This is a genomic window from Pseudomonas sp. FW300-N1A1, assembly GCF_058789115.1.
On sequence record NZ_JBYTBK010000059.1, the window covers coordinates 1 to 23522 of the forward strand.

Annotated in this window: 18 protein-coding genes and 2 tRNA genes; 18 read left to right on the forward strand and 2 right to left on the reverse strand. The window is 62.0% G+C overall.

Going from position 1 to position 23522, the window contains the following annotated elements:
• Positions 1–103: 103 nt before the first annotated feature.
• Positions 104–3394: a PAS domain S-box protein gene (locus AC3WQN_RS24205; RefSeq protein ID WP_103401194.1), complete on the reverse strand. Its 3291-nt coding sequence runs from the start codon at positions 3392–3394 to the stop codon at positions 104–106.
• Positions 3395–3463: 69 nt separating this feature from the next.
• Positions 3464–4354 (reverse strand): LysR family transcriptional regulator, encoded by an 891-nt coding sequence (locus tag AC3WQN_RS24210; RefSeq protein WP_103401193.1) that lies wholly within the window; start codon positions 4352–4354, stop codon positions 3464–3466.
• A gap of 198 nt (positions 4355–4552) precedes the next feature.
• Here AC3WQN_RS24210 and leuC point away from each other — a divergent pair, with 198 nt between their 5' ends.
• From leuC to AC3WQN_RS24300, 18 genes are all read left to right on the forward strand, one after another.
• Positions 4553–5983 carry a 3-isopropylmalate dehydratase large subunit gene (gene leuC, locus AC3WQN_RS24215; protein WP_103401192.1) on the forward strand — a complete coding sequence of 477 codons (1431 nt, stop codon included), beginning with the start codon at positions 4553–4555 and terminating at the stop codon, positions 5981–5983.
• 2 nt (positions 5984–5985) lie between these two features.
• Positions 5986–6630, forward strand: coding sequence for a 3-isopropylmalate dehydratase small subunit (gene leuD, locus AC3WQN_RS24220; protein ID WP_103401191.1), 645 nt, complete (start codon positions 5986–5988; stop codon positions 6628–6630).
• A gap of 156 nt (positions 6631–6786) precedes the next feature.
• Complete coding sequence (locus AC3WQN_RS24225) at positions 6787–7554, forward strand: class I SAM-dependent methyltransferase (protein WP_103401190.1); 768 nt, start codon at positions 6787–6789, stop codon at positions 7552–7554.
• A 51-nt stretch (positions 7555–7605) separates the two neighbouring features.
• The gene (gene leuB / locus AC3WQN_RS24230; RefSeq protein WP_095083018.1) at positions 7606–8688 is read left to right on the forward strand and encodes a 3-isopropylmalate dehydrogenase; all 1083 of its coding nucleotides are present in this window, start codon (positions 7606–7608) and stop codon (positions 8686–8688) included.
• 66 nt (positions 8689–8754) lie between these two features.
• Positions 8755–9867, forward strand: a complete 1113-nt coding sequence (gene asd / locus AC3WQN_RS24235) for an aspartate-semialdehyde dehydrogenase (protein ID WP_103401189.1) — start codon at positions 8755–8757, stop codon at positions 9865–9867.
• Positions 9868–10048: 181 nt separating this feature from the next.
• Complete coding sequence (locus AC3WQN_RS24240; protein ID WP_103401188.1) at positions 10049–11059, forward strand: aspartate-semialdehyde dehydrogenase; 1011 nt, start codon at positions 10049–10051, stop codon at positions 11057–11059.
• 196 nt (positions 11060–11255) lie between these two features.
• On the forward strand, positions 11256–13829 hold the full coding sequence (locus AC3WQN_RS24245) for a motility hub landmark protein FimV (RefSeq protein ID WP_103401187.1): 2574 nt from the start codon (positions 11256–11258) through the stop codon (positions 13827–13829).
• 398 nt (positions 13830–14227) lie between these two features.
• Positions 14228–15052 carry a tRNA pseudouridine(38-40) synthase TruA gene (gene truA / locus AC3WQN_RS24250; protein WP_103401186.1) on the forward strand — a complete coding sequence of 275 codons (825 nt, stop codon included), beginning with the start codon at positions 14228–14230 and terminating at the stop codon, positions 15050–15052.
• 63 nt (positions 15053–15115) lie between these two features.
• Entirely contained in the window at positions 15116–15748 is a 633-nt protein-coding gene (locus AC3WQN_RS24255; RefSeq protein ID WP_103401185.1) for a phosphoribosylanthranilate isomerase, read from the forward strand.
• Between the two features lie 273 nt (positions 15749–16021).
• Positions 16022–16942, forward strand: coding sequence for an acetyl-CoA carboxylase, carboxyltransferase subunit beta (accD, locus tag AC3WQN_RS24260; protein ID WP_103401184.1), 921 nt, complete (start codon positions 16022–16024; stop codon positions 16940–16942).
• Positions 16939–18246 carry a bifunctional tetrahydrofolate synthase/dihydrofolate synthase gene (gene folC / locus AC3WQN_RS24265; protein ID WP_103401183.1) on the forward strand — a complete coding sequence of 436 codons (1308 nt, stop codon included), beginning with the start codon at positions 16939–16941 and terminating at the stop codon, positions 18244–18246. The genes accD and folC overlap by 4 nt, the downstream gene beginning before the upstream one ends.
• Entirely contained in the window at positions 18230–18889 is a 660-nt protein-coding gene (locus tag AC3WQN_RS24270; RefSeq protein ID WP_103401182.1) for an SPOR domain-containing protein, read from the forward strand. The genes folC and AC3WQN_RS24270 overlap by 17 nt, the downstream gene beginning before the upstream one ends.
• Positions 18890–18987: 98 nt before the next feature.
• Positions 18988–19548, forward strand: a complete 561-nt coding sequence (locus AC3WQN_RS24275) for a CvpA family protein (RefSeq protein WP_103401181.1) — start codon at positions 18988–18990, stop codon at positions 19546–19548.
• Positions 19549–19589: 41 nt separating this feature from the next.
• Complete coding sequence (gene purF, locus AC3WQN_RS24280) at positions 19590–21095, forward strand: amidophosphoribosyltransferase (RefSeq protein ID WP_095083038.1); 1506 nt, start codon at positions 19590–19592, stop codon at positions 21093–21095.
• Positions 21096–21159: 64 nt separating this feature from the next.
• On the forward strand, positions 21160–22371 hold the full coding sequence (locus AC3WQN_RS24285; protein ID WP_103401180.1) for an O-succinylhomoserine sulfhydrylase: 1212 nt from the start codon (positions 21160–21162) through the stop codon (positions 22369–22371).
• The gene (locus AC3WQN_RS24290) at positions 22368–23144 is read left to right on the forward strand and encodes an SDR family oxidoreductase (protein ID WP_103401179.1); all 777 of its coding nucleotides are present in this window, start codon (positions 22368–22370) and stop codon (positions 23142–23144) included. Before AC3WQN_RS24285 ends, AC3WQN_RS24290 begins: the two co-directional genes overlap by 4 nt.
• A gap of 175 nt (positions 23145–23319) precedes the next feature.
• A tRNA-Val gene (locus AC3WQN_RS24295) sits at positions 23320–23395 on the forward strand.
• A 54-nt stretch (positions 23396–23449) separates the two neighbouring features.
• Positions 23450–23522, forward strand: a tRNA-Asp gene (locus tag AC3WQN_RS24300).

The following is a 23522-nucleotide window of genomic DNA, read 5'->3' on the forward strand; positions in this document are numbered from 1 at the left end:
TGCGCCCCAGCGGGAGCAAGCTCCCTCGCCACGGGTTTCGTGTTCGGCTTTATTTCTCTTAACTGACCGGCATTAGCGCCATCGGCGCCCTTTTTTGTGCCCGTCATTTCAGCAGTTGTTGAAACTCCTCCACCGGCAACGGCCGACTGTGCAGGTACCCTTGATACAAATGGCAATCGAGCCCCTGCAAAAACTCAAGCTGCTCTGGCGTTTCCACGCCCTCGGCGATCACTTCCAGTTCCAGGCTGCGGGCCATGGCGACGATGGCGCGGATGATTTCGGCGTCGTTGGGATCGCTGGTGGCGTCGCGGATGAACGACTGGTCGATTTTCAGGGTGTCGACAGGCAGGCGCTTGAGGTAAGTCAGTGACGAGTACCCGGTGCCGAAGTCGTCCATCGCAAAGCTGACGCCGAGCTTTTTCAGGCGGCGCATCTTGATGATGGTGTCTTCCAGGTTCTGGATCACGATGCCTTCGGTGATTTCCAGTTTCAGCAATGAGCAGGGCAGGTCGTGGCTGGCCAGGCTTTGTTCGATGCGCTCGACGAAGTCGTTCTGGCGGAACTGTCGCGGGCTGATGTTGACGCAGAGGCTGAAGCTCAGCGGGTCGATTTTGCCGTTGGCGATCAGCTGCTTGAAGGCCAGGCACGCTTCATCGAGGATCCAGGTGCCGACCTCGAGAATCAACCCGCTGTCCTCCAGGACTTTGATGAACTCGTTGGGTGACTGCGCGCCCAGTTGCGGGTGGTTCCAGCGTACCAGCGCCTCGGCGCCGACGATACGCCCGTCGCGGGCGTCGACCTGGGATTGGTAGTGCACGCGAAACTCGCCCCGGGACAGTGCCAGGCGCAGGTCGGTTTCCATGCGCAGCCGTTCACTGGCCGCTTTCTGCATAGTGTTGTGGTACATCTGCGTGGTGTTGCGCCCCGAGTCCTTGGCGCGGTAGAGGGCAATGTCCGCGCGCTTGAGCAGGTCGGTGGGCGTGGAGCCGTGGTCGGGAATCAACGCTATGCCAATGCTCGGCGTGACTTGCAGGCGCTGGCCGTCGAGGAACATCGGTTCCGACAGCAGTTCGCGCAAAGTGTCGGCCAGTTCCCGGACCTGATCGCTGACTTCGTTGCGCGAACCCTCCAGGCCGCTGAGCAGGACCACGAATTCATCCCCGCCCAGCCGTGCCACGGTGTCCTCCATGCGCACGCTGGCTTCAAGGCGTGCGGTGATGATCTTCAGCACGGTATCGCCCACGGGATGGCCGAGGGAGTCATTGATGTGCTTGAAATGGTCCAGATCGAGAAACAGCAGGGCGCCGCGCAGGTTGTGGCGCTTGAGCAGGGCGATCTGCTGGCTCAGGCGGTCCATCAGCAGCGCCCGGTTGGGCAGGTTGGTCAGGGGGTCGTGATAGGCCAGGTGGCGGATCTGCGCTTCGGCGTTCTTCAGCAGGCTGACGTCCCGGGCGGTCAATAACAGGCACGCCGTCTCGTTGAGGGTGATCGGTTCCACCGAGACTTCTACCGTCAGCAGTTCGCCGCGTTTGTTGCGCCCGAGCATTTCCAGATGGTGAACCCGGCCCTTGAGTTGCAACTCCGACAGTAGGGCAGAGCGTTGCTTCTCTTCGGCCCAGATGCCCACCTGATACACGGTTTTGCCGACCACTTCGTCAGCACGATAGCCGGTCAGGCGGCAGAATCCGTCGTTGACCTCCAGATAGCGTCCGGTGTCGCGCTCGAAGATGGTGATGGCGTCGGGGCTTGAGTGAAACGCTTTGGCGAACTTCTCTTCGCTGGCCTTGAGCGCGGCTTCCGAGCGTTGCTGCTGGGTGATGTCGCGCAGGGTGGTGACGATGCAGGGTTGGTCGCCGACGCTGATCTGGCGGCTGGAGATCACGCAGGTCAGGGCCTGCCCGTCCTTGTGACGGACGATGATCGCGACATTGTTCAGGCCCTGCTCGCGGATCACCTGCTCGATCCGTTGCAGGCTTTTCGATGACGCATCCCACAGGCCAAGGTCGTCGCCGCTGCGGCCAATCACCTCGGCGGCACTCCAGCCGAAGGTCTGGGTGAAGCTGGAGTTGATTTCGATGAACTGGCCGCTGTCCTGGCGGGTGACACAGATCGGGTCGGGGCTGACCTGGAACAGGGTGGCGAATTTTTCTTCGGAGGTCACCAGCCGTTGTTCACGCTCAACCTGGTCGGTGATGTCCAGCAGCGTGCCGGCCATGCGCAGCGGGACGCCGCTCTCGTCTCGGTACAGTCGGGCGCGGCTCTCCAGGTAGCGCGAACTGCCGTCCGCTAATTGCACGCGATAGGTCAGTTGGTAATTGCCCGCCGGCCCCTCACGCAGGCTATGGTAGGCGTTGCGCATGCTGTCGCGCTCTTCGTCGGGAACACCCTCGAAAAACTCGTCGAAGGACTCATGGAAGGGCTTGGCGTCCAAGCCATGCAACTGGGCCGCCCGCGCCGAGCCATAGAGCATGCCGCTGGGGATGTGCCAGTCCCAAGTGCCCAACTGGGCCGAGTCCAGGGCCAGGTCCAGGCGCTCCTGGCTATCCTTGAGTGCCTGCTCGGCGACTTTTCGTTCCGTGGTGTCGAGAAAGGTGCTGAGCAGGAAGGGCAGGCCTTCGAGTTCGACCTTTTGTGCACTGAGGATCCCGTCATGGATTTGGCCGTTGCTGGCGCGAAACTGCACCTCCATGCTGACCAGCTCGCCCTTGGCCTTGGTGGCCTTGACCAGTTTTGTCCGTTGCTCGGGGTGTACCCACAGGCCCAGCTCCAGGGTCGTGCGGCCAATGGCGTCCTGGACCGGCCAGCCGAACAGACTTTCGAAATACTGGTTGGCTTCGGTGATCAGGCCGTCTTCCTGGCGGGTCAGCAGCACCATGTTGGGGCACAGGTGAAACAGCGTGGCGAAGCGCTTTTCCGAGCTGCTCAGGGCCTGTTCGCGCTGGCGCTGGTGGGTGATTTCGCGGATCACGCCGATCATGCGTGGCCGGCCGTGCTTGTCCGGCAGCAGGCTGCCGCTGATCTCCAGCCAGTGCAGGCTGCCGTCCGGCCAGCGGATGCGATGGTGCATCGCCTGTTCCAGCGGGGCGCCAGCGATCACCGCATGGAAAGCGCGCAGGGCTTTTGCCCGATCCTCGGGAGGGAGCAGGTCCAGGTACTCCAGGTCCGTGGGCAACGGTTGCCGGGGATCGAAACCGAACAGCGCCTGGGTGCCCCGGGACCAACTGATCTGCCCGTGCTCGATGTCCCAGTACCAGGCGCCCAGGCGAGCGCCGTTGAGGGCGGCCAGCAACTGCGGTGCGCTTTCCCAGCTCTGTTCCGAGGTGTGAGGGTCCAGCGCCTGGATACGCGGCATCGGCGGTGTGTGTGGGCGTGGGCGGTCAACAGATTTGGGCATTGGCTACAGGCCTTGGGCTGAATTGGGCGTTCGGCAGTGGGGTTTGCAGCCTTAAAGGATTAGCACAAGTCAGCCGTGAGTCCCTGGCAAATCGATTTGTGCGTCCAGCAAGGCCATGAAAGCCCGTGCCGCATTCGATAGCGTCCGTTCGGTGTGCACGATATAGCCTAGCTGGCGACTGAGCTGTATGCCCGGTAAAGGTATGCGCGCCACCTGATCATCGAGCATGGTGCGCGGCAAGACGCTCCAGGCAAGGCCGATGGAGACCATCATCTTGATGGTTTCCAGGTAGTTGGTGCTCATGGCGATGTTTGGCGTGAGGCCCTGGGTTTCGAACAGGCGCTGGACGATGTGATGGGTAAAGGTGTTGCCACCGGGAAATACCGCGGGGTGGCGCGCGATATCGGCCAGCGTGACCGCGCCATTGCTGATCAACGAGTGTTCGGGGGCCACCACGAAGTCCAGGGGGTCGTCCCACACGGGCGTGGCCTTGACCAGCGAATGAGGCTCTGGCGCCAGGGTGATGACCGCCAGCTCGGCGCGACCATGAAGAATTTCCTCATAGGCCACTTCCGAATCGAGGAACTGAATGTCCAGTGCCACCTCAGGGTAGAGGCGGGTGAACGCCCTTAATAAAGGTGGCAGGCGATGCAGGCCGATGTGATGGCTGGTGGCCAGTGTCAGGCGGCCGCTGACCTCGCCGGTCAGGTTGGTCAGCGCCCGGCGGGTGTCGTCCAGCACGTTGAGTATCTGGTAGGCGCGCGGCAACAAGGCGCGTCCGGCCTCGGTCAGGCTGACTTCGCGACCCAGCCGATCGAACAGGCGGACGTTGAGTTGTTGCTCCAACCCGGCGATCCGCTTGCTGATGGCTGGCTGGGTCAGATGCAGGCGCTCACCGGCGCCCGAGAAGCTGCCCGTCTCGGCAATGGCGATAAAAGCATTGAGGTTGGCCAGGTCCATTACTTGTATTCCAGTTGGTTATCCAAAGCATGAAAAATATGAATTTGAGTTATTTAATGTAACCCCATAGGATCGACCTCACAAGCCACGGGGTTATTGAGTCACTTCAACCCCAGGGGCCTGTACGGCGAAGTGCTCCCGCGGCACTTGCCACGCAGGCCTCCCCGGCATAGAAACAAGCTGATGAGGAAACGTCTGATGGCCGGCAAAACGCTCTACGACAAGCTCTGGGATTCGCATTTGGTCAAGCAGCGCGACGATGGTTCGGCGCTGATCTATATCGATCGTCACATCATCCACGAAGTGACCTCGCCGCAAGCCTTTGAAGGTCTGCGCCTGGCCGGGCGCAAGCCTTGGCGCATCGATGCCAACATCGCGACCCCGGACCACAACGTACCGACGACGCCGGAGCGCAAGGGTGGCATCAACGCCATCGTCGACCAGGTGTCGCGCCTGCAGGTTCAGACCCTCGATGACAACTGCGACGAATACGGCATCGTCGAATTCAAGATGAACGATGTACGCCAAGGGATCGTCCATGTCATCGGCCCGGAGCAGGGGGCAACCTTGCCGGGCATGACCGTGGTCTGCGGTGACTCCCATACCTCGACCCACGGCGCATTCGGCGCCCTGGCCCACGGTATCGGCACCTCCGAGGTCGAGCACGTGCTCGCCACCCAGTGCCTGGTCGCCAAGAAAATGAAGAACATGCTGGTATCTGTCGAAGGCACCTTGCCGTTCGGCGTGACCGCCAAGGACATTGTCCTCGCCGTGATCGGCAAGATCGGCACCGCTGGTGGCAATGGCCATGCGATCGAGTTCGCCGGTAGCGCCATTCGTGACCTGTCGGTCGAAGGCCGCATGACCATTTGCAACATGTCCATTGAAGCCGGTGCCCGTGTAGGCCTGGTCGCGGCGGACGAGAAGACCGTGGCCTACGTCAAGGGTCGTCCGTTCGCCCCGAAAGGCGCTGAGTGGGATCTGGCTGTCGAAGCCTGGAAAGACCTGGTTTCCGATGCGGACGCGAAGTTCGACACTGTCGTTGAACTCGATGCCGCACAGATCAAGCCGCAAGTCAGCTGGGGCACTTCCCCGGAAATGGTCCTCGCCGTCGATCAGAACGTGCCGGATCCGGCTAAAGAGATGGATCTGGTCAAGCGCGACTCCATCGTCCGCGCCTTGAAATACATGGGTTTGACCGCCAATCAGGCGATCACCGACATTCAACTGGACCGCGTGTTCATCGGCTCCTGCACCAACTCGCGAATCGAAGATTTGCGCGCTGCCGCCGTGATCGCCAAGGGCCGCAAAGTGGCATCGACCATCAAGCAGGCCATCGTGGTGCCGGGCTCGGGCCTGGTGAAGGCGCAGGCGGAATCGGAAGGCCTGGACAAGATTTTCCTCGAGGCCGGTTTTGAATGGCGTGAACCAGGCTGCTCGATGTGCCTGGCGATGAACCCGGACCGTTTGGAGTCCGGCGAGCATTGCGCCTCGACCTCCAACCGTAACTTCGAAGGCCGTCAGGGCGCCGGTGGACGTACCCATCTGGTCAGCCCGGCCATGGCCGCCGCCGCAGCCGTCAACGGTCGTTTCATCGATGTCCGTGAATTGATCCAGGGAGCGCAGTAACCATGAGAGCCTTTACCCAGCACACAGGTCTTGTCGCGCCTTTGGATCGCGCCAACGTCGATACCGACCAGATCATCCCCAAGCAGTTTCTCAAATCGATCAAGCGCACCGGTTTTGGCCCGAACCTGTTCGATGAATGGCGTTACCTGGATGTGGGGCAGCCATATCAGGACAACTCCAAGCGTCCGCTGAACCAGGATTTCGTGCTCAATGCCGAGCGTTATCAAGGCGCCAGCGTGTTGCTGGCCCGCGAGAACTTCGGTTGCGGTTCCAGCCGTGAGCACGCGCCGTGGGCCCTGGAAGAGTACGGTTTCCGCAGCATCATCGCGCCGAGCTACGCCGACATCTTCTTCAACAACAGTTTCAAGAACGGCTTGCTGCCGATCATTCTCAGCGATAAGGAAGTCGACGAACTGTTCCAGCAAGTGGAGGCGACGCCTGGTTATCAGTTGCAGGTCGATTTGCAGGCCCAGACCGTGACTCGTCCTGACGGCAAGGTGTTGAACTTCGAGATTGATGCGTTCCGCAAGCACTGTCTGCTCAACGGCCTGGACGATATCGGCCTGACCTTGCAGGACGGCGAGGCGATTGCGACGTTTGAGGCCAAACACCGTGCGAGCCAGCCTTGGTTGTTTCGCGACGCTTGATTGAGCCGATATTGATGTAGTCCGGGCCGGCCCCTTCGCGAGCAAGCCCGCTCCCACAGGGGGTTTGTGAACGGCGCAAATCACCGTGGGAGCGGGCTTGCTCGCGAAGGCGGCAGCTCAACCGACACAAGACTAAACCCCAAAAAGGAAGTCCCCATGACCAGCACCGCCCAGCACAGTCAGGTAGTCCAGAAGCAATTCGGTGAACAGGCCGCGGCCTATCTGAGCAGCGCCGTACACGCTCAAGGCACTGAATTCGCGCTGCTACAGGCCGAGCTGGCGGGGCAGGGTGAAGCCCGGGTTCTGGACCTTGGGTGCGGTGCCGGTCACGTGAGTTTTCACGTAGCCTCGCTGGTCAAGGAAGTGGTGGCCTATGACTTGTCGCAGCAGATGCTCGACGTGGTCGCCGCTGCCGCTGTCGACCGTGGTTTGAATAATGTGTCCACGGTCAACGGTGCCGCCGAACGGCTGCCATTCGCCGATGGCGAGTTCGATTTTGTGTTCAGCCGCTATTCGGCGCACCACTGGAGTGACCTCGGCCTGGCCCTGCGCGAAGTGCGCCGGGTGTTGAAGCCGGGCGGGGTGGCGGCGTTCATCGATGTGTTGTCACCGGGCGCTCCATTGCTCGACACTTACCTGCAAAGCGTCGAGGTACTGCGCGACACCAGTCACGTGCGTGATTATTCCGCCGGCGAGTGGCTGCGCCAGATCAGCGAGGCGGGGTTGCAGACCCGCAGTACCACGCGCCAGCGGTTGCGCCTGGAGTACAACAGCTGGGTCGAGCGCATGCGCACGCCAGCGGTGATGCGTGCGGCGATCCGTGAGTTGCAGCAGTCGATGGGCAACGAAGTGCGTGAATATTTTGAGATTGAGGCCGATGGTTCGTTCAGTACCGATGTGCTGGTACTGTGGGCCGAACGCTAGAATTTTTCCGGGTGCACCCGCGGGTGCGCCGACTGATGACATGAGGAACGCATGAGCAAGCAGATTCTGATTCTCCCAGGTGACGGTATTGGCCCGGAAATCATGGCCGAGGCGGTCAAGGTGCTGGAGTTGGCCAATGACAAGTTCGCCCTGGACTTCGAATTGAGCCACGACGTCATCGGTGGCGCCGCCATCGACCGGCATGGCGTGCCATTGGCCGACGAGACCCTGGAGCGTGCCCGTGCGGCCGACGCGGTGTTGCTGGGCGCCGTGGGCGGCCCGAAGTGGGACGCTATCGAGCGCGATATCCGTCCTGAGCGTGGCCTGTTGAAGATTCGTGCGCAGTTGGGGCTGTTCGGCAACCTGCGTCCGGCGATCCTCTACCCGCAACTGGCGGAGGCTTCCAGCCTGAAGCCGGAAATCGTCGCCGGCCTGGACATCCTCATCGTCCGTGAACTGACCGGCGGTATCTACTTCGGCGCGCCACGTGGCACCCGCACCCTGGAAAACGGCGAGCGCCAGTCCTACGACACCCTGCCGTACAGCGAAAGCGAAATCCGTCGCATCGCCCGGGTCGGCTTCGACATGGCCATGGTACGCGGCAAGAAGCTGTGCTCGGTGGACAAGGCCAACGTCCTGGCCTCCAGCCAGCTGTGGCGCGAAGTGGTCGAGCAAGTGGCCAAGGATTACCCCGAGGTCGAGCTGAGCCACATGTACGTCGACAACGCCGCCATGCAGCTGGTGCGCGCGCCGAAGCAATTCGACGTGATCGTCACCGACAATATGTTCGGCGACATCCTGTCCGACCAGGCATCGATGCTCACCGGCTCCATCGGCATGCTGCCGTCGGCCTCGCTGGATACCCACAACAAAGGCATGTACGAGCCGTGCCATGGTTCGGCGCCGGACATTGCAGGCCTGGGTATTGCCAACCCGCTGGCGACCATTCTGTCGGTATCGATGATGCTGCGTTACAGCTTCAACCAGCAGGCTGCCGCTGACGCCATCGAGCAAGCCGTGAGCGTGGTCCTGGATCAGGGCCTTCGCACCGGTGACATCTGGTCGGCCGGTTGCACTAAAGTCGGAACGCAGGAAATGGGCGACGCAGTAGTCGCCGCGCTGCGGAATCTGTAATCTCTCGGGCCCCGCTTGTTGCTGATGCCGGCAAGCGAGCCCACTTTTTGTAAAGGTGTAGTTGCGATGAAACGTGTAGGTCTGATCGGTTGGCGCGGTATGGTCGGTTCCGTGCTCATGCAGCGGATGCTGGAAGAGCAGGATTTCGATCTCATTGAGCCGGTGTTTTTCACCACCTCCAATGTCGGTGGCCAAGGCCCGTCCGTGGGCAAGGACATTGCTCCGCTCAAAGACGCTTACAGCATTGACGAGCTCAAGACCCTCGACGTGATTCTGACCTGCCAGGGCGGCGACTACACCAGTGAAGTGTTCCCCAAGCTGCGTGAAGCCGGCTGGCAGGGTTACTGGATCGATGCCGCGTCCAGCCTGCGCATGCAGGATGACGCGGTCATCGTGCTGGACCCGGTCAACCGCAAGGTCATCGACCAGCAGCTGGACGCGGGCACCAAGAACTACATCGGCGGCAACTGCACCGTCAGCCTGATGCTGATGGGCCTGGGCGGCCTGTTCGAAGCCGGTCTGGTGGAGTGGATGAGCGCCATGACCTATCAGGCAGCCTCGGGTGCCGGTGCGCAGAACATGCGTGAGCTGATCAAGCAGATGGGCGCGACCCATGCCGCTGTCGCCGATCAACTGGCCGACCCGGCCAGCGCCATCCTCGACATCGACCGTCGTGTTGCCGAAGCCATGCGCAGCGATGCCTACCCGACCGAAAACTTCGGCGTACCGCTGGCGGGCAGCCTGATCCCCTGGATCGACAAGGAGCTGCCGAACGGCCAGAGCCGCGAAGAGTGGAAGGCCCAGGCCGAGACCAACAAGATTCTCGGTCGCTTCAAGAGCCCGATCCCGGTGGACGGCATCTGTGTGCGTATCGGCGCCATGCGCTGCCACAGCCAGGCGTTGACCATCAAGCTGAACAAAGACGTGCCGATCGCCGATATCGAAGGCCTGATCAGCCAGCACAACCCTTGGGTCAAGCTGGTGCCGAACAGCCGTGATATCAGCATGCAGGAGCTGAGCCCGACCAAGGTCACCGGTACCCTGAATGTACCGGTTGGCCGTCTGCGCAAGCTGAACATGGGGACCCAGTACCTCGGTGCCTTCACCGTCGGCGACCAACTGCTGTGGGGCGCGGCCGAGCCGCTGCGTCGCATGCTGCGGATCCTGCTGGAACGTTGATCGGCTGACGCCGTGAATGAACCCGTGCCTTGAAAGAGGCGCGGGTTTTTTTATGAACGTTGTGTCATCAGCCAAGTCGCCATCACGAGCAGGCACAGGCACGACAAATCCCCGGCGCAATTGCCTGCATGCCAGTCACCCGGTAAAGTGCCGCTCCCCCCGTTTCGCCTGAGGTAGAACCATGAGCCAGTCCTTTGATATCGCCGTTGTCGGCGCCACCGGTACTGTTGGCGAAACCCTCGTTCAGATTCTTGAAGAGCGTGATTTCCCGGTTGCCAACCTGCACCTGCTGGCGAGCAGCGAGTCGGCTGGGCATTCGGTGATGTTCCGTAGCAAGAACGTGCGGGTGCGGGAGGTCGACGAGTTCGATTTCAGCAAGGTGCAACTGGTGTTCTTTGCCGCCGGGCCGGCGGTTACCCTGAGCTTTGCCCCGCGAGCGACGGCTGCGGGTTGCGCGCTGATCGACTTGTCCGGTGCCTTGCCGGCCGACCAGGCGCCACAGGTAGTGCCGGAAGCCAATGCCCAGGTGCTGGCCGGGCTGAAAAAGCCGTTTCAGGTCAGCAGCCCAAGTGCCTCGGCGACCACCCTGGCCGTGGTCCTGGCAGCGTTGCGCGATCAGCTCGATGTGCAGCGCATCGCCGTGACCGCCAGCCTGGCTGTTTCGGCCCAGGGCCGCGAGGCGGTGACCGAACTGGCCCGGCAGACTGCCGAGTTGCTGAACGCCCGCCCGCTGGAGCCGCGCTTCTTCGATCGGCAGATGGCGTTCAACCTGCTGGCACAGGTCGGCGCGCCGGATGCCCAAGGCCATACGCTGCTGGAAAAACGCCTGGTTCGAGAGTTGCGTGAAGTCATGGCGCAGCCTGCCTTGAAGATTTCCGCGACCTGCGTTCAAGCTCCAGTGTTTTTTGGCGATAGCTATACCGTGACCCTGGTTTCGGCCAAGGCGGTCGACCTGGCTGCAGTCAACGCTGCACTGGAGTCGGCGCCGGGTATCGAACTGGTGGAGGCGGGCGATTACCCGACACCGGTCGGTGATGCGGTCGGCCAGGACGTGGTTTACGTTGGTCGGGTTCGCGGCGGCGTCGACGATCCGGCGGAACTTAATCTGTGGCTGACGTCAGATAACGTACGCAAAGGTACCGCGCTCAACGCAGTGCAGGTGGCCGAGTTGTTGATAAAAGACCTTGTGTAAAAGATACTTGGCAACAATTTGCAGAATGATTCTAGCTGAGCGCTATGCTATGAGGCGGGCCGCCATGCGGGGCCTGCAAGGGCGTGAGTGAAATAATCGCGCGCAGACTCCTCCGAGTCCTGTGCGCCATGCCTTACGGCAGCAGCATTAAACACCTTCTCGCTGGCCGAGGAATGTTCAAACAAAGGATGAGGCTATGGTTCAAGTTCGCAAACTGGTGTTAGCAATAGCGGCCGCCTCGGCGCTGTCCTCCGGTATGGCGCATGCCCTTGGGCTTGGGGAACTGACCCTGAAGTCGACCCTGAACCAGCCGTTGGTGGCCGAGATCGAGTTGCTCGATGTCAAGGACCTCACGGTGGCCGAAGTGGTACCAAGCCTGGCCTCGGCCGATGACTTCGCCAAGGCCGGCGTGGACCGCCAGGCGTTCCTCAATGACCTGACATTCACCACTGTGCTCAACCCTGGCGGTAAAAGCATCCTGCGGGTGACGTCCAGCCAGCCGCTGTCCGAACCCATGGTGAAATTCCTGGTTCAGGTGATGTGGCCGAACGGCCGACTGCTGCGTGACTACAGCGTGCTGCTCGACCCTTCCAAATTCTCGCCGCAAACAGCTGAAGCCGCTGCGCAAACGGCGCCAGCGGTCAACGCGCCGGTTACCGGGGCGACGGCGCAACACACCACGGCGCCGCGCGACACCCTGTGGGAGATTGCCGCGAAGGCGCGCAATGGCGCTTCGATCCAGCAAACCATGCTGGCGATCCAGGCGTTGAACCCCGATGCCTTTATCGATGGCAACATCAACCGCTTGAAAACCGGTCAGGTCTTGCGCCTGCCGGACGCTGGGCAAAGCACTAGCCTGCCGCAAGCGCAAGCCATCGCTGAAGTGGCCGCGCAGAACGCCGCCTGGCGCCAGGGGCGACGCTACGTGCCGCGGACCCAGGCACAGCAACTGGACGCCAGCGGTCGCGGGCGTAATACCGCGCTGGCCCAAGGTGCTGCCAAGGATAACCTGAGCCTGGTCTCGGCCGAGTCCGGCAAGAACCGTGGCAAGGGCCCGGCCGGCGATAGCCAGGCCATCGGCAACAAGCTGGCAGTGGCGCAGGAAAGCCTCGACACGGCCCGTCGTGACAATGCCGAGCTGAACAGCCGCATGACCGATTTGCAAAGCCAGCTGGACAAGCTTCAGCGCCTGATCGAGCTGAAAAACAACCAACTGGCCAAGCTGCAGGCAGAAGCGGGGCATGCTGGCGCGACCCCGTCTTCAGAGACGATGCCGGCCGAGCTGGTTGAGCCTGCCGCTACCTCGGCTACAGAATTTCCCGAGACGGCTGCTGCGACGCCACCGGCAGACCCCGCCGCCGCGCCTGCGGCCAGCGATGAACAGAAGTACAACGAACTGCTGGCCAGTCCGGCGCTGACGGGGCTGCTCGGTGGTGGGGCGGTTGTGCTGGCCTTGCTGCTGTTGCTGCTGGCGCGTCGTCGCAAGGCTCAGCAGGAATCCGAAAAGCACCGGCGGATGGCGAAGGCGCTGGCTGAAGAGTCGGATTTCTCCGAGGACCTCGATCTGCCGGAAAGCAGCTTCGAAGGCCTTGAAGTTGCGCCGCCCGCCGTCAAGCTAGCTCCAGCTCCAGCTCCAGCTCCAGCGGCTGCGCCGGTAGTGGCGCCAGTCGTGATGACTGCGCCGATTGCTGCGCCCCTGGTGTCGCCCGCCGCCGAACGCTCGGACGATGTGCTGATGCACGCGCAGTCGCACATTGATGCTGGGCGTCTGAACCAGGCGGTCAACCTGCTGGAAGAAGGCATCAAGCAAGAGCCGCAACGCAGTGAGCTGCGCCTCAAGTTGATGGAAGTCTATGCTCAGCAGGGCGATCGCGATGCGTTTGTCGCGCAAGAGCGCCAGTTGGTTGCCAATGGCAAGAACTACGCAGAGGTCGAGCAGCTCAAGACTCGCTTCCCGGCCATGCTGGCCATCGCGGCAGTGGGTGGCATTGCCGCCGCTGCGGCGGCGGCCGAGCTGGATGCCCAGTACGTCAAGGAGTTGCTGCTGGATGAGCCTGAGGTTCCAGCTCAAGCACCCGAGGTTACTGCGCCAGAGGAAGATTTCGATAGCGCATTCGACCTCAGTCTGGATGAGCTGGAGGCGGTATCGCCTGAACAGGTCGCCGCCGAGCCTGTCGCCGAGCTGGAAGCATTCCCGCTGGACGATGACCTGAGTTTTGAGCCGGTATCGCAGCAGGCTCAAGAGCCAGAAGGGTTAGGCGATCTGGCGGACTTCGATCTCGACCTGGGTGCGGACCTGCCGGAGTCGACCTTGTCCGAGGATGAGTCCCTGCTCAGCCTCGACGATGAGCCGTCTGCACAGCAGACGCCTGAGGTGGTCGACGTGACACTGGATGACCTGGAGTTGCCGGCCGATTTCGACCTGTCCCTGGCTGATGAAATGGATTCGTCCGCCAAGCCGGATGACTTCATTGCTGACCTGGATGATGTGCACGCCGAGTTGGATCGCTTTTCCCAAGAGCTGGAGCATCCGCCTATCGTTGAGCCCACCTTCACCGCCGAGGATGCGGCGCTGGCGGCGGACAGCGATGAGTCGGAGCTTGACTTCCTCTCGGGTACCGATGAGGTCGCCACCAAGCTGGATCTGGCCCAGGCGTACATCGACATGGGTGATGATGAGGGCGCGCGGGACATCCTCGGCGAGGTACTCAGCGAGGGCAATGACGGCCAGAGGAGCGAAGCCAGGGAGATGCTCGCTCGCCTGGCTTGATTGACCTTGCATGACAAAAACGGCAGCCCATGATGGCTGCCGTTTTTGTTTTATGCGTCCCGTCCTGATTAAGGTTTACACCTGTTTCAGGGCTAGATAATGCCCTGGTCGCATAACCCGTGGCGAGGGAGCATGCTCGCGCTGGGTTGCGAAGCGCCCCCCCAAAACCTGCGATTGGATTCTTCCAGGCATTGCGCGTCGTAGGGCTTCGCGACTGCGCGGCAGTCGAGCGGGAGCAAGCTCCCTCGTCACGCCGGCGGATATTCCAGCTCGCGGCGCCGGGTGAACAAAAAATACCGCGAACATGGCGTCCCGGGCGCGGGGCCTTATAATGCCCGCCTTTGCGTACATCAGCAGGCTGTCACTCCTTGGCAAATATAGATAATCCGGCCGCCGAAATGGCGGCCGAGGGCTTTTTCCGGATCGCGTTGGGCGTTGAATACAAGGGCTCGCGGTACCGCGGCTGGCAGCGTCAGGCCTCCGGCGTGGCCACCGTGCAGCAAACCCTTGAGACGGCCCTGTCCAAGGTCGCGGATTCGCCCGTTTCCGTGCATTGCGCGGGGCGCACCGATGCGGGCGTGCACGCCTGCGGCCAGGTGGTGCATTTCGACACCCAGGTCGACCGGTCGTTGAAGGCCTGGGTCATGGGGGCCAATATCAACTTGCCCCACGATATCAGCGTCAGTTGGGCCAAGGTCATGCCAGCGCACTTTCACGCGCGCTTCAAGGCCATCGCCCGGCGTTATCGGTACGTGATCTACAACGACCAGATTCGTCCGGCGCACCTCAACGAAGAGGTGACCTGGAACCACCGGCCGCTGGATGTGCAGCGCATGGCCGAGGCGGCGCAGCACCTGCTCGGCACTCACGACTTCAGCGCCTTTCGCGCGGGGCAGTGCCAGGCCAAGTCGCCGATCAAGGAAATCCATCACCTGCGGGTCACCCAGCACGGCAAGATGATCGTGCTGGATATCCGTGCCAGCGCATTCCTGCACCACATGGTGCGCAATATTGCCGGCGTGCTGATGACCATCGGTGCCGGTGAGCGTCCGGCGGAGTGGGCCAAGGAGGTGCTGGAAAGCCGGGCCCGGCGTGCCGGCGGTGTCACGGCCCACCCGTTCGGGCTGTACTTGGTGCAGGTCGAGTATCGTGATGAGTTCCAACTGCCGGAGCGTTACGTCGGGCCGCACTTCCTGACCGGTTTCTCGGAACTTGACGGCTGACGCCCTCGAACGCATTTGCTACCATCCGGGACTTTCCCGGATTTGCCCTGAGGTTCCAACGACATGCCAGCCGTTCGCAGCAAAATCTGTGGGATTACCCGCATTGAAGATGCGTTGGCGGCCGTCGAGGCCGGGGCCGATGCGCTTGGCTTTGTGTTCTATGCCAAAAGCCCGCGGGCGGTAACGGTCCAGCAGGCGCGGGCGATCATCGCGGCGTTGCCGCCGTTCGTGACCACCGTGGGCCTGTTCGTCAATGCCAGTCGTTGCGAACTCGGTGAAATACTCGATGCAGTGCCGCTGGACCTGTTGCAGTTCCACGGTGATGAAACCCTGGCCGATTGCGAAGGCTGGCACCGGCCGTACATCAAGGCCTTGCGGGTCAAGGCCGGGGACGATATCGCCGCCGCCTGCCTCGCGTATCCGAGTGCCAGCGGGATTCTGCTGGACACCTATGTCGAAGGGGTTCCCGGCGGAACCGGCGAAGCCTTCGACTGGTCCTTGATTCCGCAGGGCTTGAGCAAGCCGATTATCCTGGCCGGTGGACTGACACCGGACAACGTCGCCGGGGCCATTACCCGGGTCCGGCCCTATGCGGTGGACGTCAGCGGCGGGGTAGAGCAGGGCAAGGGCATCAAGGATCACGCAAAGATTCGCGCCTTTGTGCAGGCAGTGCGCAGTAGCGCGTCGTCGATGTGACGGCTGGCAGTCTGCCGCCGTCCACTGCATGGTACAAAACATGCGCTGCGCGAAAGCAGGCAGGTACCACCTCCGGGTGGACCAAAACCGAAGTGACAACCGCCCCGCGCAGGTTGTCGGGATGGCTGAGGATGGAAGCGTTGCAGGCAGGTCCTGGCCCTGTGCCGACCGCGGCAGCGAACCGATCATCGCCGCACACATGAATTTAGCTCAAGGGCATACGCGGGGCCGCGAACCAGAGCGTTCGGGCCGCCGGTACTGGAGAAAGAAAGCATGAGCAACTGGTTGGTAGACAAACTGATCCCTTCGATCATGCGTTCCGAGGTCAAGAAGAGCTCGGTACCTGAAGGTCTGTGGCACAAGTGCCCGTCCTGCGAGGCGGTGCTGTATCGTCCGGAGCTGGAAAAGACCCTGGACGTTTGCCCCAAGTGCAACCACCACATGCGCATCGGCGCACGTGCGCGGATCGACATCTTCCTCGACGCCGAAGGCCGTGCCGAACTGGGTGCCGAGCTGGAGCCGGTTGACCGTCTGAAGTTCCGTGATGGCAAGAAGTACAAGGACCGCCTGACCGCTGCCCAGAAGCAGACCGGTGAAAAGGACGCCCTGATTTCCATGAGCGGCACCCTGCTGGGCATGCCGGTAGTGGTGTCGGCGTTCGAATTCTCATTCATGGGGGGTTCGATGGGTGCCATCGTTGGCGAGCGTTTCGTGCGTGCGGCCAACTACGCCCTGGAAAACCGTTGCCCGATGATCTGCTTCGCCGCTTCCGGCGGTGCGCGGATGCAGGAAGCGCTGATCTCCCTGATGCAGATGGCCAAGACCTCCGCGGTGCTGGCGCGTTTGCGCGAAGAAGGCATTCCGTTCATCTCGGTGCTGACCGACCCGGTCTACGGCGGTGTTTCCGCCAGCCTGGCGATGCTCGGCGACGTGATTGTCGGTGAGCCAAAGGCCCTGATCGGCTTCGCCGGTCCGCGTGTTATCGAGCAAACCGTGCGTGAAAAACTGCCGGAAGGCTTCCAGCGCAGCGAATTCCTGCTGGAGCATGGTGCGATCGACATGATCATCGCGCGTCACGAACTGCGTCCACGCCTGGGTAACCTGCTGGCACAACTGATGGGGCTGCCGACGCCTGAGTTCGTGGCGGCGCCCGTCGAGACTGTGGTGGTTCCGCCGGTGCCTGCCAACCTATGACCGAGCGTACCCTTGGCGAGTGGCTCGCCTACCTTGAGCAGTTGCATCCGTCAGCCATCGACATGGGGCTTGCGCGCTCGCAAGAGGTAGCGTCCCGGATGGGATTGGGCAAGCCGGCGCCTCGGGTGATCACGGTCACCGGCACCAACGGCAAGGGTTCTACCTGTGCGTTCGTGGCGTCATTGCTGCGCGCGCAGGGCTTGAGCGTTGGTGTCTACAACTCCCCGCACCTGCTGCATTACAACGAGCGGGTGCAGATCAATGGCGTTCAGGCCACTGACGAACAGCTGTGCGAAGCCTTCGTGGCGGTCGAGGCCGGTCGCGGCGAGATCTCCCTGACCTATTTCGAAATGGGTACCCTGGCGGCGTTCTGGCTGTTCCAGCAATCGGGCCTGGATGCGGTGGTGCTGGAAGTCGGTCTTGGCGGGCGCCTGGATACGGTCAACCTGGTGGATGCCGACATCGCGCTGGTCACCAGCATCGGCGTCGACCATGCGGATTACCTGGGCGATACCCGCGAATCCGTGGCCTTCGAAAAGGCCGGTATCTTCCGTCAGGGCGCGCCGGCGCTGTGCGGTGATCTCAATCCTCCCCAACCCTTGTTGGACAAGGCGCGCGAGCTTAATTGCCGGTTCTTGCTGCGTGGTCGTGATTTCGACCTGGGCGTGACCGATCACGGCTGGCAGTGGCGGGGTGTCGACGGGCAAGGTCGGGAGATCGAGTTGTACGACCTGCCATTGCTCGACCTGCCCATGGAAAACGCCGCGCTGGCGTTGCAGGCTTATGCGCTGTCGGGCTTGCCTTGGGTTTCCGGGCAAATAGTCGCGGCGCTGCAGGCCACGAAAGTCGTCGGGCGCCTGGATCGTCGCCAGTTCACCTGGCATGGCAAGCGCCTGAACCTGATGCTGGACGTGGGGCATAACCCCCATGCGGCCGAGTACCTGGCGCAGCGCCTGGCCGCTCGTCCGGTGGCGGGTCGACGCCTGGCCGTCTTCGGGTTGCTGGCCGACAAGGATCTTGATGGTGTGGTTGGCCAGTTGAGTGCTAGTGTCCAGCATTGGGCGGTTGCCCCGCTTGATTCACCTCGCGCGCGTCCGGTTGCGGATTTGCAGGTGGCGTTGCAGAACCTCGGGGCTGCGGTAACATCCTATGCCAGCGTGGCGGATGCCCTGGAGGGGCAAAGCGCGCAGGCGACGGCGGAAGACGAAATCCTGCTGTTCGGATCATTTTATTGTGTTGCCGAGGCCCTCGAGTGGCTGGCCCGGCGCTCCACGGAGGAGGCTGCAGATGGCTTTGCTGGATAACGCGTACAAGCAGCGGATGGTCGGGGCCCTGGTGCTGGTGGCCCTGGCAGTGATTTTCCTGCCGATGCTGTTTTCCCGGGAGGACGAGCAGCGCCAGGTGGTGGTAGAGGCCCCGGCTGCGCCGCAGGCGCCCACCCTGCCGCAAGTCCAGGTCGAACCGGTGGTGGTTCCGGATCCGCAGGCGCTGCCCCAGGAACCGGTGCCGAGCGATGCTGAAATAGCCATGGAGCAAACACCTGCCACGCCGACGACGGCACCTGCAGCCAGTGTGCCGAGCACGCCCGTTGCGCCGCCCCCTGTTGCCGCCAAGCCGGTAGCGCCTGCGCCCAAGCCGGCTCCCGCGCCGGTCACCGCGACTGCAAGCAAGCCTGCCGCGACCCAGGCTCGGGTCGATGCCAATGGCCTGTCGGTCAGCTGGTCGGTGCAACTGGCCAGTTTGTCGAGTCGTGAAAGCGCCGAAAGCTTGCAGAAAACCCTGCGTAGCCAGGGCTACAACGCTTATATCCGTACGGCTGACGGTAAAAACCGGGTGTTTGTCGGGCCGTTGATCGAGCGCGCCGAAGCCGATCGTCTGCGTGACCTGCTGGGTCGCCAGCATAATCTCAAGGGTTTTGTGGTGCGTTTCCAACCGGAGCGAGGCTAAGGCAATCGCTTCAATTTGAAATCCACTGAAAATCGCAGCTTACCGGCAGCCATGGGCTCTGCTAAAATGCGCCGCCTTATCCGTCTGTAGGCTGCACTGTGCCATTTACCTGGGTTGACTGGGCGATCGTTGCAACAATCGCCATCTCCGCTTTGATCAGTCTGAGCCGCGGCTTCGTAAAAGAAGCATTGTCGCTGGTGACCTGGATCATCGCAGGAGTCGTTGCCTGGATGTTTGGTGGCTCACTGTCCGAGTACCTCGTCGGTTATATCGAAACACCGTCGGCCCGCGTGATCGCGGGCTGTGCCATTCTGTTCGTCGCCACCCTGGTGGTCGGCGCCATGGTCAATTATCTTATCGGCGAACTGATTCGCGTCACCGGCCTCTCCGGGACCGATCGCTTCCTGGGCATGGCCTTCGGCGCGGCGCGTGGCGCGTTGCTGGTGGTCACCGCCGTCGGGCTGTTGAGCCTGGGGCCGGTACAGCAGGATTCATGGTGGCAGGAGTCGAGGCTCGTGCCACAATTTCTATTGGTTGCAGACTGGTCCAAAAACCTCATATTAGGGTGGAGCAGTCAGTGGCTGGCCAGCGGTATCAGCGTACCCGCTGACATACCGTTCAAGGAGCACCTCTTGCCGACGGCCAAAACGCCGCAGTGAGTCGTGTTCAGTTCAGTTTCATTAAGTAGGGGTTGCGTCGCATGTGTGGCATCGTCGGTATCGTCGGTAAGTCGAACGTCAATCAGGCGCTGTATGACGCGCTAACCGTCCTCCAGCACCGCGGCCAGGACGCTGCCGGTATCGTGACCAGCCATGATGGCCGGTTATTTCTGCGCAAGGACAATGGCCTGGTACGTGACGTGTTTCATCAGCGTCATATGCAGCGCCTCGTCGGCCACATGGGCATTGGCCATGTGCGCTATCCGACCGCTGGCAGCTCGACTTCGGCCGAAGCTCAACCGTTTTACGTCAACTCGCCTTACGGCATCACCCTGGCGCACAACGGTAACCTGACCAACGTTGAACAGCTGGCCAAGGAGATTTACGAATCTGACCTGCGCCACGTCAACACCAACTCCGACTCGGAAGTGCTGCTTAACGTGTTCGCTCACGAACTGGCCCAGCGTGGCAAGTTGCAGCCGACCGAAGAAGACGTATTCGCCGCCGTTACCGACGTGCACAACCGTTGCGTCGGTGGTTATGCCGTCGTGGCGATGGTCACCGGCTACGGCATCGTCGGTTTCCGCGACCCGCACGGCATCCGCCCGATTGTCTTCGGCCAGCGTCACACCGACGAAGGCGTGGAGTACATGATCGCCTCCGAAAGCGTGTCCCTGGACGTGCTGGGCTTCACCCTGATTCGCGACCTGGCCCCGGGCGAAGCGGTCTACATCACTGAAGACGGCAAGCTGCACACCCGTCAGTGTGCGACCAATCCGTCCCTGACCCCGTGCATCTTCGAACACGTTTACCTGGCACGTCCGGACTCGATCATCGACGGCGTATCGGTGTACAAGGCTCGCCTGCGCATGGGCGAGAAACTGGCCGAGAAGATCCTGCGCGAGCGTCCGGATCACGACATCGACGTGGTTATCCCGATTCCCGATACCAGCCGTACCGCGGCACTGGAACTGGCCAACCACCTGGGCGTGAAGTTCCGCGAAGGTTTCGTCAAGAACCGCTACATCGGCCGGACCTTCATCATGCCGGGCCAGGCTGCACGGAAAAAATCCGTACGCCAGAAGCTCAATGCCATCGAGCTGGAATTTCGCGGCAAGAACGTCATGCTGGTGGACGACTCGATCGTGCGCGGTACGACCTGCAAGCAGATCATCCAGATGGCACGCGAAGCGGGCGCCAAGAACGTCTACTTCTGCTCCGCGGCCCCTGCCGTACGTTACCCGAACGTTTACGGCATCGACATGCCGAGCGCCCATGAACTGATCGCCCACAATCGTTCGACCCAGGACGTGGCTGACCTGATCGGCGCCGACTGGCTGATCTATCAGGACCTGCCTGACCTGATCGAAGCGGTTGGTGGCGGCAAGATCAAGATCGAGCACTTCGATTGCGCCGTGTTCGACGGCAAGTACGTTACTGGCGACGTTGACGAGGCTTACCTGAACAAGATCGAGCAGGCACGTAACGATGCCTCCAAGGTCAAGACGCAGGCTGTCAGTGCGATCATCGATCTGTACAACAACTGAGTTTCCACCGGCCCTGAGGGGCCGGTTTTGTATCTACTAAAAGATCAAGGCAAGGAGTGACAGCATGAGTCAGGATTGGGATGCCGGTCGGCTGGACAGCGACCTCGATGGCGTAGCGTTCGATACCCTGGCCGTCCGCGCCGGCCAGCACCGCACGCCCGAAGGCGAACACGGTGATCCGATGTTCTTCACTTCAAGCTATGTGTTCCGTACCGCGGCCGATGCGGCGGCGCGTTTCGCGGGCGAAGTGCCAGGCAACGTTTACTCGCGCTACACCAACCCGACCGTGCGCGCGTTCGAAGAGCGCATTGGCGCTCTGGAAGGCGCGGAGCAGGCCGTGGCGACGGCCACCGGCATGGCGGCGATCCTTGCCGTGGTGATGAGCCTGTGCAGTGCCGGCGACCATGTGCTGGTGTCACGCAGCGTATTTGGCTCGACCATCAGCCTGTTCGAAAAGTACTTCAAGCGATTTGGCATCGAAGTCGATTATGTGCCGCTGGCGGACCTGTCCGGCTGGGATGCCGCGATCAAGGCCAACACCAAATTGCTGTTCGTCGAGTCGCCGTCCAACCCGCTGGCCGAGTTGGTGGATATCGCCGCGCTGTCTGAAGTGGCCCATGGCAAGGGCGCGATGCTGGTGGTCGACAACTGCTTCTGTACGCCTGCCTTGCAGCAACCCCTGAAGCTCGGCGCGGACGTGGTGGTGCATTCGGCCACCAAGTTCATCGACGGTCAGGGCCGTTGCATGGGTGGCGTGGTGGCGGGTCGCAGCGAGCAGATGAAAGAAATCGTCGGCTTCCTGCGTACTGCGGGCCCGACCTTGAGTCCGTTCAATGCCTGGATCTTCCTCAAGGGCCTGGAGACCCTGAGCCTGCGCATGAAGGCGCACTGTGCCAATGCCCAGCAACTGGCCGAGTGGCTGGAGCAGCAGGACGGCATCGAGAAGGTTCACTACGCCGGCCTCAAGAGCCATCCACAGCACGAACTGGCGTTGCGCCAGCAGAAAGGCTTTGGGGCGGTGGTGAGTTTTGAAGTCAAGGGTGGCAAAGAGGGCGCCTGGCGCTTTATCGATGCGACCCGTCTGATCTCCATCACTGCCAACCTGGGTGACAGCAAGACCACTATCACCCACCCGAGCACCACCTCCCATGGGCGCCTGGCGCCGCAGGAGCGTGAGGCTGCCGGTATTCGCGACAGCTTGATCCGGATCGCGGTCGGCCTGGAAGACGTGGCCGACCTGCAAGCGGATCTGGCGCGCGGGCTGGCTGCCTTGTGATCGAGTTGTCCACGTCTGGCGGTGCTAGCAACGGCCGGGTTGCCCTGGTCACGGGTGCGGCACGGGGTATAGGCCTGGGGATTGCCGCCTGGTTGATCAGCGAAGGCTGGCAGGTGGTGCTGACCGATCTCGACCGTGAGCGGGGCTCCAGGGTGGCCAAGGTGCTGGGTGAACACGCGTGGTTCATCGCCATGGATGTGTCCGATGAGCAGCAAGTGACCCTGGGCGTTGCCGAGGTGCTTGGGCAATTCGGTCGTCTCGATGCGCTGGTGTGCAACGCGGCGGTCGCCGACCCCCGCAACATCACCCTGGAAAGCCTTGACCTGGGGTACTGGAACCGGGTGCTGGCGGTCAACCTCAGTGGGCCGATGCTGCTGGCCAAGCACTGTGCCCCCTATCTGCGCGCTCACGGTGGTTCCATCGTCAACCTGGCCTCGACCCGTGCGGGGCAGTCGGAACCGGACACCGAAGCCTACGCGGCGAGCAAGGGCGGCTTGCTGGCCCTGACTCACGCGCTGGCCATCAGCCTGGGGCCGGAGATCCGGGTCAACGCGGTCAGTCCGGGCTGGATCGATGCCCGTGACCCTGCTGCCCGGCGTGCCGAGCCGCTGAGTGACGCCGATCACGCCCAGCACCCGGCGGGCAGGGTAGGGACGGTCGAAGACGTTGCGGCGATGGTGGCCTGGTTGCTGTCCAGGAATGCCGGGTTCGTCACGGGCCAGGAGTTTGTGGTCGATGGCGGCATGACCAAGAAGATGGTCTACCAGCAGTGAAAGGCAGCTGCAAGCTGCAAGTAGAAGTGTGACAAGGGTGCTCTTGCTTTGTGCGTAACTGCTTTTACTTGCAGCTTGAAGCTGGCCGCTTTCAACTGATTTGAAAAAAACTTCAATCCTGCTATTGACTTAGCTTCGGTATCTGCGTAAATTTCGCGGCCTCGGAGAAGCAAACGGGTGATTAGCTCAGCTGGGAGAGCGTCTGCCTTACAAGCAGAATGTCGGCGGTTCGATCCCGTCATCACCCACCACTTCTTGAGACTCTTGCGAAAGCAGGAGGGAAGCTGAAAAGCCTCCACCGACGCGCAGCGGTAGTTCAGTCGGTTAGAATACCGGCCTGTCACGCCGGGGGTCGCGGGTTCGAGTCCCGTCCGCTGC

What these genes read in the sequence shown, in the direction of transcription:
- accD (WP_103401184.1), top strand. Translation starts at nt 16,022, where the DNA reads ATGAGCAACTGGTTGGTAGACAAACTGATCCCTTCGATCATGCGTTCC.
- leuD (WP_103401191.1), top strand. Translation starts at nt 5,986, where the DNA reads ATGAGAGCCTTTACCCAGCACACAGGTCTTGTCGCGCCTTTGGATCGC.
- folC (WP_103401183.1), top strand. Translation starts at nt 16,939, where the DNA reads ATGACCGAGCGTACCCTTGGCGAGTGGCTCGCCTACCTTGAGCAGTTG.
- AC3WQN_RS24245 (WP_103401187.1), top strand. Translation starts at nt 11,256, where the DNA reads ATGGTTCAAGTTCGCAAACTGGTGTTAGCAATAGCGGCCGCCTCGGCG.
- AC3WQN_RS24240 (WP_103401188.1), top strand. Translation starts at nt 10,049, where the DNA reads ATGAGCCAGTCCTTTGATATCGCCGTTGTCGGCGCCACCGGTACTGTT.
- leuC (WP_103401192.1), top strand. Translation starts at nt 4,553, where the DNA reads ATGGCCGGCAAAACGCTCTACGACAAGCTCTGGGATTCGCATTTGGTC.
- asd (WP_103401189.1), top strand. Translation starts at nt 8,755, where the DNA reads ATGAAACGTGTAGGTCTGATCGGTTGGCGCGGTATGGTCGGTTCCGTG.
- AC3WQN_RS24225 (WP_103401190.1), top strand. Translation starts at nt 6,787, where the DNA reads ATGACCAGCACCGCCCAGCACAGTCAGGTAGTCCAGAAGCAATTCGGT.
- AC3WQN_RS24285 (WP_103401180.1), top strand. Translation starts at nt 21,160, where the DNA reads ATGAGTCAGGATTGGGATGCCGGTCGGCTGGACAGCGACCTCGATGGC.
- AC3WQN_RS24255 (WP_103401185.1), top strand. Translation starts at nt 15,116, where the DNA reads ATGCCAGCCGTTCGCAGCAAAATCTGTGGGATTACCCGCATTGAAGAT.
- leuB (WP_095083018.1), top strand. Translation starts at nt 7,606, where the DNA reads ATGAGCAAGCAGATTCTGATTCTCCCAGGTGACGGTATTGGCCCGGAA.
- AC3WQN_RS24210 (WP_103401193.1), bottom strand. Translation starts at nt 4,354, where the DNA reads ATGGACCTGGCCAACCTCAATGCTTTTATCGCCATTGCCGAGACGGGC.
- truA (WP_103401186.1), top strand. Translation starts at nt 14,228, where the DNA reads ATGGCGGCCGAGGGCTTTTTCCGGATCGCGTTGGGCGTTGAATACAAG.
- AC3WQN_RS24270 (WP_103401182.1), top strand. Translation starts at nt 18,230, where the DNA reads ATGGCTTTGCTGGATAACGCGTACAAGCAGCGGATGGTCGGGGCCCTG.
- purF (WP_095083038.1), top strand. Translation starts at nt 19,590, where the DNA reads ATGTGTGGCATCGTCGGTATCGTCGGTAAGTCGAACGTCAATCAGGCG.
- AC3WQN_RS24205 (WP_103401194.1), bottom strand. Translation starts at nt 3,394, where the DNA reads ATGCCCAAATCTGTTGACCGCCCACGCCCACACACACCGCCGATGCCG.